The 12,317-nt window shown below is 68.1% G+C and carries 8 protein-coding genes; all 8 read right to left on the bottom strand.

Annotated elements, in window-relative coordinates; genetic code table 11:
- Positions 1–862: 862 nt before the first annotated feature.
- Entirely contained in the window at positions 863–3,007 is a 2,145-nt protein-coding gene (locus tag ACIQGV_RS37360) for a prolyl oligopeptidase family serine peptidase (protein ID WP_402503377.1), read from the bottom strand.
- A gap of 13 nt (positions 3,008–3,020) precedes the next feature.
- Positions 3,021–3,683 carry a DUF4158 domain-containing protein gene (locus ACIQGV_RS37355; protein WP_402503375.1) on the bottom strand — a complete coding sequence of 221 codons (663 nt, stop codon included), beginning with the start codon at positions 3,681–3,683 and terminating at the stop codon, positions 3,021–3,023.
- Between the two features lie 911 nt (positions 3,684–4,594).
- On the bottom strand, positions 4,595–5,002 hold the full coding sequence (locus ACIQGV_RS37350; RefSeq protein ID WP_402503373.1) for an ATP-binding protein: 408 nt from the start codon (positions 5,000–5,002) through the stop codon (positions 4,595–4,597).
- Positions 5,003–5,370: 368 nt separating this feature from the next.
- Positions 5,371–7,014: a DUF5597 domain-containing protein gene (locus tag ACIQGV_RS37345; RefSeq protein ID WP_402503371.1), complete on the bottom strand. Its 1,644-nt coding sequence runs from the start codon at positions 7,012–7,014 to the stop codon at positions 5,371–5,373.
- Positions 7,015–7,100: 86 nt separating this feature from the next.
- Complete coding sequence (locus tag ACIQGV_RS37340; RefSeq protein WP_402503369.1) at positions 7,101–8,357, bottom strand: ABC transporter substrate-binding protein; 1,257 nt, start codon at positions 8,355–8,357, stop codon at positions 7,101–7,103.
- Positions 8,358–8,425: 68 nt separating this feature from the next.
- A complete protein-coding gene (locus tag ACIQGV_RS37335; protein ID WP_402503367.1) occupies positions 8,426–9,271 on the bottom strand; it encodes a carbohydrate ABC transporter permease in 846 nt (281 codons plus the stop codon).
- Between the two features lie 5 nt (positions 9,272–9,276).
- Complete coding sequence (locus tag ACIQGV_RS37330; protein WP_402503365.1) at positions 9,277–10,200, bottom strand: carbohydrate ABC transporter permease; 924 nt, start codon at positions 10,198–10,200, stop codon at positions 9,277–9,279.
- Between the two features lie 186 nt (positions 10,201–10,386).
- Positions 10,387–12,189 (bottom strand): glucoamylase family protein, encoded by a 1,803-nt coding sequence (locus ACIQGV_RS37325; RefSeq protein WP_402503362.1) that lies wholly within the window; start codon positions 12,187–12,189, stop codon positions 10,387–10,389.
- Positions 12,190–12,317 lie beyond the last annotated feature (128 nt).

Genomic DNA, 12,317 nt, shown 5'->3' with positions numbered 1-12,317 from the left:
CCCCCCGGGCAGCGACGCCACCTCTGGAACCTTGATCATCTCCAGCGGATTACTGCCGAGGAGAGTTCTGTTTTCGATCTCCGTGAACGTTCACGTGTTTCAGACGGTATGCCCGAAGATGCGGGGTGTCAAGGGGGTGCAGGAAAGCCGTGAACCACAGTGATCACGCCGCCGTGCCCTTCGGACAAGGACCTCACCGACGGCCGCGTCCGTGGCCCACTTCCGCTGAGCCACGAGCGGGGATGCGCGGAGGCGGGCGGAGACGGTCGTACGCTCCCGGCCGCCGCGCGCACCGGCAAAGCCCCTGGCAGGCGGGTTCAGGACCGAGATCACCCATGTCCGCAGGAGGAAGGATGCGGTGGCGGATGAGGTCGAATCCGGCGCACCCGTGCATCCGCCTCGTGATCCTCTTGGTCCGGGTGTCGGCGCCTTCGGTGCGGCCGCCGTGGCCGGGAATGGTGGGACCGGCGCCCACAGCGGGCCGGTCGTTCTCGGGGCCGTACGCGAGAATGCGCAGGTGGTCTTTGGAGGAGATATCCGCGAAGCGGCCCCCGCGGGGGCCGCTTCGCGGATATCTCCTCCAAAGACCCGGAGCCTTGCTGTTGGGGGTGTCCCGCGCCCAGCGAATACACAGAGTGATGGCGCAGCAGGGTGACCGTGGGGGTCAGGTGCCAATTGGCACCTGACCGTAGCTTCGGGAGTATCGGGTCGGCACGGGCCGCACTCTCCGATCAGCCGGTAGAGCCCGATGAACTTTCACTCGGTGTCCGTCCGTTGCACTTGCGTCACTCATGACGGTCTACCGGTGCGGACCCCACCACGAGAGCGGATCCCGCAGATTGATCACGGCTCGGCATGCGCCCTAGCAGGGCACCGTGGCGGGTCGGCCTGCCAGGTGCCGCTGGAGGAATTCCAGTTGGTGCCCCAGTAGCCGGGCGAACGTGTCGTTGGTCGGTGCGGCATGTGTCATTCCGCTCAGCGGTAGCACCTCGTGCGGCTTCCCAGCTGCCAGCAGAGCGCTGGAGAGCTGCAGCGTACTGGCCACGAACACGTTGTCGTCTGCCAGTCCGTGCATCAGCAGCAGCGGACGGCTGAGCTTCGGAGCGTCGGCGAGCAGCGAGGACATCTCATAGTGCTCCGGGTATTGGTCGGGCAGACCGAGGAAGCGCTCTTTCCAGCAGGCGTCGTAGAGCCGCTGGTCGGTGAGCGGGGCGCCGGACACCGCGGCGTGGAAGACGTCGGCCCGTCGCAGCACCGCGGCGGCGGCCAGCATCCCGCCGAACGACCAGCCGCGGATGCCGACCCTGCCGAGGTCCAGCTCCGGGTGGCGCTCGGCAGTCGCGTGCAGCGCAGTGACCTGGTCGTCCAGGGTCGGGCCGATCGGGTCACCGAAGATCTCCTTCTCCCAGCGTGGCCCGCGTCCGGGTGTGCCGGCGCCGTCCGTCACCAGCACCGCGAAGCCCTGTTCGGCGAACCACTGGGAGACGAGGGTGTGAGAGGTCTGTTCGGCCATCACCTTCTGCATGGCGGGGCCGCCGTAGGGGTCGACCAGTACCGGCAGCTGGGCATCACCGGCCTTGTGCCAGGACGGCAGGAAGAGGTGTGTGCGCAGTTCGCGCGGCCCTACGGCGGCGGATTCGACACGCAGTTGCAGCAGCGGTCGTTGGGCGTGCGAGTTGATCTCGACGGGCACGAGGCTGTCCGGTTCCGGTCGGCCGTCCTCGGTCAGGCGGTGCACGGTGGTGTGCGAGCCCGGCAGATCCAGCGTGCGCGTGGTGTGTACGAACGTGCCGCCGCAGAATGCGCCGGAGTGCACGCCCGGCTGCTCGGTCAACTGGTGTATGCCCTGGCCCGGCCGGTACCTCCACACATGGCGTTCGGTGGGTTCTGTGGCCGCCGTGAAAAGCACCGTCTCGCCGTCCACCGCAAGCACCTCGTGCAGCTGCAGGCCGTCCGGCGTGACCGGCGTGCCGTCGATGCTCAGGTGCCGGGTCTCGTTCCGGTCGAGGTAGTCGACGAGCAGGCCGGTGGCTGTCCGCGCGGGCACTCCGGGCACCAGCAGCTCCACCCAGCGCTCATCGTGCCGCTCGGCCAGGAGGCTGGTCGTACCGTCTGCCGGGTCGACGGCCAGTACCTGGAGTGTGCGCTGGTCGCGGCTGAGGACGGCGGCGAATGGACCGTGCCCGTCCCAGCCGGCCGCGGGCAGGTACTCGAAGCCGGCCCGGTCCCAGCGGACCTCGGTGCGGTTGCCCGCCAGATCGGCGATCCAGAGCGTGACCTCGGCATTGGCAGTACCGACCTGCGGGTAGCGCATCGTGCGCGGCGGCTTGGCGGGGTCGGCCGGATCGGTGATGTACCACAGCCCGACCTTCCGGTTGTCCACCCGGGTGGTCAGCAGCCGCTCCCCGTCTGGTGCCCACCAGTACGCCCGGTATCGGCCCATCGACTCGCTCGCCACATGCTCCGGCAGGCCGAAGAAGACGTCCGGACCTTCCTCCGGCTCGGGCGCGGCCACCGCTCGGTCGCCGCTGCCGTCGGCGCCGATCACCCGGAGCGCGCCGCCGGAGACGTAGGCGATGTACCGGCCGTTCGGGGACGGGCGCGGGTCCACCACCGGCTGCCGAGCGGGCAGTTGCCGGACGGCGCCGGAGCCCGTATCCACCACCCACAGCTGCCCAGAGAGGGCGAACGCGGCCACCCGTGCGGCCGTGTCGGTGGCGTAGTCGGTGATCCCGGCGGCCTGCTGCCGGGCGCGCTCGCGCCGGATGCGCTCCTCCTCCGGCACCTCATCGGCCGCGTCGCCGAGCAGCCCGGCGGGGTCAGCCAGCAGCCGCTCCGCGCCGGTTGCCAGGTCGAACCTCCACAGGCACCCGGTCGGATCGTCCCCGGCCCGGCTCCGCAGGAACAGGACACAGGCACCGTCCGGTGCCACGGTGAAACGGGCGGGTGCGCCGAGGGTGAAGCGGCGGGTGCGGGCAAGCTGTCGCAGAAGTGGGGAAGTCACCATGCCTGGCACTGTGTCATTCGTTCGGTACAGCAGCATCGGAATATCGAGATCGTTCGCACGGCGGGACTGCATGACGTCGCGTCGCACCAGGGACCAGGCTCACAGACTGTTTCAGTCCATGGCCGCGTTCCGGGCGCCAGGTGGATGCCAACCGCACCTGCACGGCGCCCAGGTCACAGCCGCTCCGCCACGTGCGTCGAGGTGGAAAACGCCGGCAGCTCCAGCCGCTCTCCTGCCGAACCAGCTCCTCCAGCGCCACGTTCACCAGGTCCGCGGTATGCGCCTTCACCGGCGCCGCCGCCCGCATCGCCGCCTCCGCGACCACGCGGGCCTCGCCCGGCCTGTGCCTCAGCTCCAAGCGTTCACGTACGGCCGTCCGGTAGCGCTCCTCGCTCCGCTCGGAGTCTGCCTGTGGCACCGTCCCCGCAGCGAGCCCCGCCTGATCCTGCACATGGGCCACGACCGCCTCGGGTATCTCCCCGATCTTGGGGACGCGGGCCAGCCGTGCCGCGGACTTCAGCATCACCAGCAGCGCCAGGACCCGGCCCGGGCGGTCATGCGTACGCTCATGCGCCCACGCCACCTCCTCCGCTGACGGCGTGAAGAACTCCCGCAACTCCCGTTCCGAGATCAGCCTCTTGAACCTCGGATACGCCGTCCGCTCCAGCGACGCCACACCAACCGCCCCACGCCCGACCGCCTGACAGCGGCCACCATAAACAGCGACGATCCCGGTAGCGGGGCCAGGGCCAGATCACGGAGCGTACGCACACTCACCGTATTTGAGCGTCACGCTCTGCTGTGAAGTGGCGGCTATTACGCGCATCTCCTCCGCCCACCAGGTGGGGCATCCCGGCAGCACGCGCGGGCGTGATCCGCCCGGTGAGTCTCATGTCGTCACCCGCGGCCGGTGTCAGCAGCGCGGTGATGCCTGTACGAGCCCGGCGAGCGCGGTCGTCCCAGGGCAGGCCGCCGCGGTGCTCCTCGCGAACGGGGGTCGTTCGCTTCGGGCGCGGAGTTCCGGCCCGGTGAGCTGGAGGCGGCCGGCGTGGAGTGGTGACAGGGCGGTCGCCCTCAGCCCGGCCTGATCGGGGCAGCGTTTGACGGTGTTCAGAGCGACGCCGAGGCGGCGGGAGCGGTGGAGCCTGCCGACGCCCTGACCGAGGAGGGCGTGCACCTCGTCCGGCGTTTCGCTGGTGGTCTGCTCACGTACTCCCCCGGGGCGGGTTGACGGCAGCCGACGAGTACGCGGACCTCGTCGCAGACCCCCGGCCGCGCAACTCCCCCATCTCCTGGCATATCCGGCCGGCACGCCGCGCCGTTCGGCGCCGGACGCTCCGGCAACCCGGGAATCCACGCAGGGGAGGTCGGCCGCCCGCAGGTGAGGACCGGACGGACCAGCGGCCGTACGCGCAGGTGGACGACGACCGGCCGACAGTCCACCGGCACATCCGTCACCGTCCGGCGGTGACACCCGTGCACCCTCGCCGTCGGCGTCCCGCACACCCGACACCGCACGGCCGGCACCCGGTGTCACCACCGCCCAGGGAAGGACCCGCATCAGGCAGCGCGGACGCGGGTGGCGCTTCACCCGCACGCCCGGCACTGCGAGGGACCGTCCGTGACGGTCACACACACGCGTACCCGATGCCAGGAAGGCTGATGCGTGACAAGGACGTGCTGAGCCAGGCCATGGACCAGGAGCAGACCTCGCCCGTGTTCGACGTCGTCGCGGTCGGGCTGACAGCGGCAGTCCCGGTCGCCCGAGTCGATGACGGTGACGTGCAGCGGGCTGAGCCGCCCGAGCGCGAGCCTGACGGTCAGTTCGCTGCGGCCGTGGAGGGCGGCGTTGCCGGCGAGTTCACTGACGATGATCTCCGTGTTGTCCATCACCTCGCCCTGCAAGCCCCAGTTCTCCAGGACCGACCGGGTGAACCGCCGGGTCCGGGGGACGCTCGCGGCCACCGCGGGCAGGTGAAGGAACGAAAGCAGCAAGGAAGGAGTGGTCCGGCCGCTCATGCCCGGTTCGGGACCGCGTGCAGGGAACATGTTCATCGGTCGGTACATCGCAGCCACCTCGAGGATGTCGCCGGGTGGCGCTGCGAGCACGGGGAACCGCGTGGCGGCGCGCCCTCCCGGTCACAACGCAGCGTCGCTGACTGGTGGGTAGGGAAGTATCGGGGATCTCCCGTGGATCGTGGCACTGTGGGGATGTCCGGTGTTCCGTGAGCGGTTGCGCACCTCCTGAGGCATTTCCGTCGTGCCGCTGCGGGGACTCGCGGCCCGCCCCGGACTCGGGGCGGGCCGCGGCTCTCAAGCCGTGCCCGCGGCGATCTCCGTCGCCGGCACCGCTGGGGACCGGGTCAGTTCGACGAACAGGTCACCTCCAGCCCGGTGCCGGCCTGCGTGGTGTCCCCGCCCCCCTTGGTACGGGAGTAGAGAGAGAATCGCACCACCCCGGAAAGGGTTCCGGTGGTGAGCATGAAGCCGTGCATGGGGTCCGGACGGTCCGCGATCCTGATACGCGTACCGGCGAACGTCTCGTCTCCGTTGAGCCGTCGCTGCGGGATCAGCTCCCCCTCGCCGAGCAGGAGTTCATCAGCCTGGAGGATCGCGACAGCGTGCCCGTCACGGGGTGCGAAGTCCACCGTGAAGTTGTGTCCGACCGCGATGAACGTGTGCTCGTCGAGCTGGAGCAGCAGGCCGCAGCCGACCGACTCGCCGTCGAGTGACTCGCTGTGGACACGGACCAGGAAGTCATAGGTACCGAGTGCGAGTGCCTGCTCCTCGCCCGACACCACCCGGAAGCCGCGGATGCGGTCCTGGACCTGGGCCCGGAGGATCTCGTTCTCGAGCGCGGCCAGTTGGGTGTAGGTGCGGCGCACATCGCGGGTGTCGTTCTCGTGGAGGGAGTCGAACCCGAACGGTGCGACGCCGATGGCGCCGTACTTGCCGATGGCTAGGAAGGTGTGGGACACGCCGTGCCTGTCGGCGCGCATCTCGGGGACGAAGAGGGTGGTGTTGGTGTCCGCGTATCCCTTGAAGGGGATCTCGAAGTCGCCGAAGTAGACGTCCGGCGCGAGGAACTCGATCGCGGGTGCGGCGAGTTTCCAGGCGCAGTCGACATGCGGGAGGGGGCCGCCGCTGGGGTACACACCGGGGGTCTGGCCGCCGGCGACGGCCAGGTCGGTCGGGTTCGCCTCGTCCGGCACGCTGGAGTCGAGCCAGGCGTTGGTGAACAGAGGGACGTCGTGGCGCTGCAGACCTGCCGCGGCGACGTATCCGACGTACAGCGCGTAGTGCCAGGCCATGAAGAGCTCAGCCTTGCGGTCCTCGTCCCCGTCCAGGTCGCCCCAGCTCGGGCGGGCCGCACCGCTGGGGGCCGTGACGTGCGGCGATGCCTTGTCGCGGAGGGCTTTGAGCAGGGTCACCGGGATGGGCTGCTCCCAGGCTGCCAGGGCGTCCGGGCCGTAGGATCGAGCCGCCCCGAGCAGGCCGACCTCGTTCTCCACCTGCACCATGAGCACGGTTCCCGAGCGGCCGTCCGCGATCGACACGTGCTCCATGAAGGCGGCGAACGCGGCTGCGTCGGAGTCCCGGTTGGCGGCGCTGAACGGGCTGAGGTTGTCCAGCGGACGGCCCGCCTCGTCCATCTGCAGGGGGAAGCGCTCGGGGTCGAGCTTGACCCAGGACGGCACGTAGCTGGACGAGCCGTTCTTCCAGCTTCCGAACCACAGGAGCACGAGCTTCAGACCGTGCTCACGGGCACCGACGAGGACCCCGTCCACCGCGCTGAAGTCGAACTCTCCTTCCCGGGGTTCCACCATTTCCCAGCTCACCGGGGCCAGAACGGTGTTCACTCCGGCGTCGACGAACCGCTGCCACAGAGGCTGGAGATATTCCGGGCTGGACGCTGTGGAGTTGTGCAGCTCGATGCCACGAATCAGGTACGGCTTGCCGTTCACCAACAGCTGGCCGGTCGTGGGATCGATCGTGTGGTCGGACAACGAGGGTTTCCTATCAAAGAGGAGGGTGTGTCAGGTGGCGTGGCGGCGGCCGGCCGGGGGGAGGGGGACCGGCCGCCGCCGGTCTGTCACTGGCCGAACTGCGTCTCGGCCTTCTCAAGGGCTTCGTCGTAGGCGGCCTCGGCGCTGTCGCCGTTGGTGGCCGCGTCCCTGATGGACTGCTGGAAGATGCCGTTGATCGCGTCCGTGTCCACTCCCTTCAGGATGCGCGGTGCCTTCTCGGAGATGTCGGCCAGGGTGGAAGCGGCGGGCTGGTCGCCGTAGAAGGCCTGGGGCTTGGTGAGATCGGGCGACTTGTACGCGCCCAGCGCGGACGGAAAGAGACCGTTCTTCGTGTAACCGCTGGCCTGGTTGGTGGCGTTGGTCAGCCAGATCGCCACCTTGGTGGCGAGCGCCGGATCGGTCGAGGTCTTGGGAAGCATCAGCATCGAGCCGTCGGCGGCCGCGTACCCGTCAGGGGTGGCGGTGGCGACACGCCACTCCCCCGACTGCTTCTTGGCCGCGGTCTGCAGGCCGGCGCCGCCGACCCACGGCGGCTGGAGGAAGCCGACGATCTCCCCGCGGCTCAGCCCGGAGTTCCAGTCGTTGGAGTAGGCCATGACGTTCGCGCACAGTCCGCTGGACTGGAAGTCCATGGCGCGGTCGAAGGCGGTCTTGCCGATGTTGTTGTCGATGTCGGGCTCGAGCTCGTCGCCGGACTTCTCGTAGAAGCCGAACCCCTTCGACCAGGTCTCGTAGTAGAACAGCAGGCCCGGGTCGTCGCAGGCGAACTTGTCGTCGGCCCTGACCTTCTTGGCGAGGGACCGGTAGCCGTCCCAGGTGGAGACGAGCCGTCCGACGGCGTCCGGGTCGGTGGGCAGGCCGGCCTCCTCGAAGGCGTCGGCGTTGTAGTAGTACGCGAGCGGGCCGACGTCGATCGGGACGCCGAGCTGCTCGCCCGAGGCAGTTCTGCCCAGGTCGACCTTCCAGCCCAGGTACGTCGCGGCCACCTCCGGGGTGAAGCCGTTCTTGCTCACGTCCGTGAACTTGCTCGCCGTGGGGGCGTAGCGGATCGGGTCGGCGGTGACGATCGAGGGCAGGTTCTTACCGGTGCGCAGCGCAGCGCCGAGCTTGGTGTCGACGTCGGCCGTCTTGATGAACTTGATCTTGGCGTCCGGGAAGGCATTCTGCGCTCCGCTGATCGCGCTGTCGGAGAGCGATCCGGGACGGTACAGGATGGTGACCTCGTCGGAGCTGGAGCCGCCCGAATCACCGGAGCACGCGGTGAGCGCGGTGGTGAGGAGGCTTGCGGCCAGTACTGACGTCAGCAGCTGCTTGCGGTTCATGATGTTCCAGTTCAGAAGGTGGGTGGGTGGGTGAAAGGTGGGCTCGGTGCCGGGCGGTGGGGCGTGGATCAGCCCTTGAGCGCGCCGCTCGCCGCGTTCTGCAGGACTGTTCGACGCAGGACGAGGAACAGCACCAGCAGCGGGATGGTGGCGACGAGGGTGCCTGCCATGACGACCGAGTAGTCGGTCCGCCCGTAGTTGCCGGTCAGTTGTTGCAGGGCGACCGGCAGGGTGAAGTTGGTCGGGCTGTTGAGCACCAGCAGGGGCCAGAGGTAGTCGTTCCAGGTCCACATGACCTGGAAGATGCCGAAGGCGACCAGCGCCGGGCGCATGCAGGGCAGCGCCACGCTCCAGAACGTGCGGAGGAATCCGGCACCGTCCATACGGGCGGCGTCGACCAGTTCGTCCGGCACATTGGTCTCGGCGGCCTGACGCATCCAGAAGACACCGAACGCGGTGACCGCGCCGGGGACGATCAGGGGCAGGAAGGTGTCGATCCAGCCGAGGTCGGTGTAGATCTGGAAGCTCGGCACGATGGACACACCGGTCGGGATGATCAGTGTGATCAGGAGGACAGAGAACAGCAGGTTGCGGCCGGGGAAACGCCTCTTCGCGAAGACGTAGCCCGCCAGCGCCGCCAGGAACAGCTGGATGGCGGAGCAGAGAGCGGTCAGCAGAAGCGAGTTGACGAAGGCGCGCACGAACTCGGAGCCGGCGGTGACCTCTTCGAAGTTCGCGAAGAACTGGCTTCCGGGGACGAGGCGCGGTGGGCTGGCGAGGATGTCCGAGGTGGAGTTGGTCGCCATGACCAGCAGCCAGTAGAAGGGGAAGGCGAAGACGAGGACTCCGAGGGCGAGGAGTCCATGGCTCGCGACGCGCGCCGGCGTGATGGGGGGTTTCGAGTTGCGGGACATGAGGCTCACCGACCTCCGAGGGACTTGCGCAGGAAGCGGTTGTTGATGAGGGCGAGCAGCACGAGGGCGATGAAGATGACCCAGCCGATCACCGCGGCGAAGCCGAGGTCGGGCTTGACGAGCTGGATCGTGCCGGTGCTGCCGATGCCGCCCAGGTACTCGTACTGGAGGAGCATCATCGTCAGACCGCCGTTGTTGGGCCCGCCGGGGTTGCCGGTGAAGTTGAACAGCACCTGCGGCTCGGTGAAGATCTGCATGCCCGCGATGGCGCCGGTCAGGGTCACGAAGACCAGCGTCGGCGTGAGCATGGGCAGCGTGATGGATCGGAAGATGCGGACCGGGTTGGCTCCGTCGATCTGGGCGGCTTCGACCAGGGACCGGTCGATCGCGGCGATACCTGCCATGAAGAGGAGCAGGAAGTAGCCGAAGCCGCGCCAGATCACCATCAGCGCGATGACCACCTTCATCTTCCAGGGTTCACTGAGCCACTGCTGGGCGGGGAGGCCGAGCATGTCGAGGATGTTGTTGACGAACCCGTACTTCTCTGCGAAGAGGGACTGGAAGACGATCGTGACCGCCACGACCGACGTCACCTGCGGCAGGAAGAACGCCGTCTGGTAGAAGCCGCGGAACCTCAGGCGCGGCTGCGACAGCATGGCCGCGGCGATCAGTGCCCCTATGGCGACCGGGATCTGCCCGAGCAGGAAGATGATCACCGTGTTGCCGGCTGCCGTGACGACATCCGGCGTGTCGAACAGTCGGGCCCACTGGTCCAGTCCCACGAACTCCGGGTCGCTGATCCCGTCCCACTGCAGCGTGCTCAGGTAGAGGGCGTACAGCAGTGGAACGACACCGAAGGCCGCGAACAGAACGAAGAACGGTGCGATCGACGCGTAGTCGCGCCAGTGCTTGACCAGCGCGTTCGTCATGCGGCGCGGTAGGGAGGAGCCAGCGGCGCCCGGTGGATTCTTGGAACCCTGAGGGCGCCGGTGCTTCGACGCCTCAGTCCTCGAGGTCGGCATGAAATGTCCTAACATTTTCGCCCTTGCCCTGTTACGACAGGACGTGAACGTTCACGAGATGCTCGCACGTAGGCTACATGGCCTTACGGTCTACTAGGCGAACCTGTCCGTCACTCCCTTCAGAGCAGCTGCCGCTTGGGTCACCGCTTCGGGCGTCGTCGCGTCGAGCCGGGCGTCCCGCGCTGCGCTGATCGCGCCCGAGAGCTCTCCGGCGTCGGAGCGGGGCGGTGAGGCGGCCGTCGCCCGGTCCAGGGCGATCTGCGCCTCCGCGATCGCCACGTCGAGGGGGGTGGTGTTCACCGAGTACTTGATCTCGCACTTCTCGAGCCCGGCGAGTACGTTGCTGTTCTTCATGAACATGCGCCAGAGGAGGCCGCTTCGGTCGTTCTCGATCGACACCAGGGCGGCGCCCTTGTCGAGTGCGAACTCCTCGTGCGAGACCCAGTCGGGCTCCTCGAAGTTCAGCGCGTTCAGGAACCCGTACGTGCCCCACGTCTCCGGGTAGTTGTAGTAGCAGTTGTTCAGCACGCGGGTGACGCCCTCGGGGTCCATCGCGAGCGATCCGCCGGCGCCGTCCGGGGAGACTGTGCCGTCGTTCTCGTGCGAGTCGTTGTTGTAGCCGGAGGGCGGCGCGCCGACCTTCGAGCTGTACTTCTCGCTCGGTGTCATGCAGGCGCTCATGCCCCACATGTCGGGGCCGAACGTCAGGAACCTGTCCTCACGGGCGGCGTACTCCTTGTGCGTCTTGGTGGCCACGACGGCGTTCCTCCACCAATCGATTTTGTTCTTGTCCTCGGAGTGGCGGAAGTCGGCGAAGATCTCCGCGAACTGGTACGTGAACAGCGACCCGAACCAAGTGTTGACGATGGGCGGGTAGGTTTCGCCGTACGCGGCTATGTGTCGCTCGAAGGCATAGAACATCTCCGGAGTGACCGCATGGGCCGGTGTCGGCGCGCCGGCGCCGAGCACGTACATCAGCTTGGCTTCGGACGAGAACTTCCAGTGGTACCTGAAGCCCTCGATGTCGTCGAAATAGCTCATGTGGTACCAGTTGTAGGTCGGCCCCGGCGTGGTGTCCCGGAAGGAGGACCAGTTGATCCTGTCGTAGAGCTCGTCGGCCTTCGCCTTGACCTCGCCACCGAAGTACTCGCCGGCGACGATCACACCATTGAGCATGAGCTGCGTGTCGATGAGGCCGACCTCGCTGCGGCCCGCGTCCTCCCAGTTCCACACCTCGCCGCTGTTACGGTCGTAGTAGTGGTACAGAACGCCGAACCGTTCGTCCAGGGCGAGCAGCGTGTTCAGCGTTCCGAGCGCGCGTTGCGCGGCCTCCTCGCGTGTCTTCCACCCTCGTTCGGCACCGATGACCAGCGCGGCCAGACCGAACCCGGTGCCCGACGTGCTGGTGGGCTCGGGCGTGGTCGTGCTGCTGGGATCGTGTCTGCCGGTCCTCTCGGTGACGAGTCCGAAGCCCGCGCTGTTCGGGTCGGTGTTGGCCAGCTCCCAGAAGTAGTCGAAGCTCTTCCTCGCCTCGAGCTCGAGGACCGCCTCGTCCCGGGTGACGGTCCCTCTGACGTCCAGGGCGGTCGCCTTCCCGGCTCCCCTGGGGACACGCACGCGCACGAATCGGACGTTGTGCGCACGCAGCCGCTGCTGGACCCCGGACTGCGCCGCCGGTCCGCGGAACCTCACGGCCGGCACCCACGTGTGGTTGTCCGAGGACACCTCGACGGTGTACTCCCCCACGACCGCCGGGTTCTGCCACGTGATCTGGACGCTCTGGAGCGACGTCAGACCGGCGAACTCCACGGTCCACCACGAGGGGACAGCGTTGCTCTCGGCGGACAGAGCCCGGCCGGCCGCGAGGTTCTTCGGTGCCGAGAGGGTTCCCAGCACCTTCAGCCGCTTGATGCTCGACCTGAAGCTCTCAGAGGCTGTTAAGTCCCGTTTCCGGTGATGTGGTGTCGCCCGTTCGTGGGTGATGGGGCGGTTCCGCCCCCGTGTCCTGTTGTGTGCATGATGGG

The organism is Streptomyces sp. NPDC093094 (assembly GCF_044754345.1).
Classification (GTDB): Bacteria; Actinomycetota; Actinomycetes; order Streptomycetales; family Streptomycetaceae; genus Streptomyces.
This window is presented reverse-complemented; position numbering and strand designations above follow the sequence as displayed.

Bases quoted from the DNA above. Each gene is read 5' to 3' on its own strand.
- ACIQGV_RS37340 (WP_402503369.1), bottom strand. From the start codon at position 8,357: ATGAACCGCAAGCAGCTGCTGACGTCAGTACTGGCCGCAAGCCTCCTC.
- ACIQGV_RS37360 (WP_402503377.1), bottom strand. From the start codon at position 3,007: ATGGTGACTTCCCCACTTCTGCGACAGCTTGCCCGCACCCGCCGCTTC.
- ACIQGV_RS37330 (WP_402503365.1), bottom strand. From the start codon at position 10,200: ATGACGAACGCGCTGGTCAAGCACTGGCGCGACTACGCGTCGATCGCA.
- ACIQGV_RS37335 (WP_402503367.1), bottom strand. From the start codon at position 9,271: ATGTCCCGCAACTCGAAACCCCCCATCACGCCGGCGCGCGTCGCGAGC.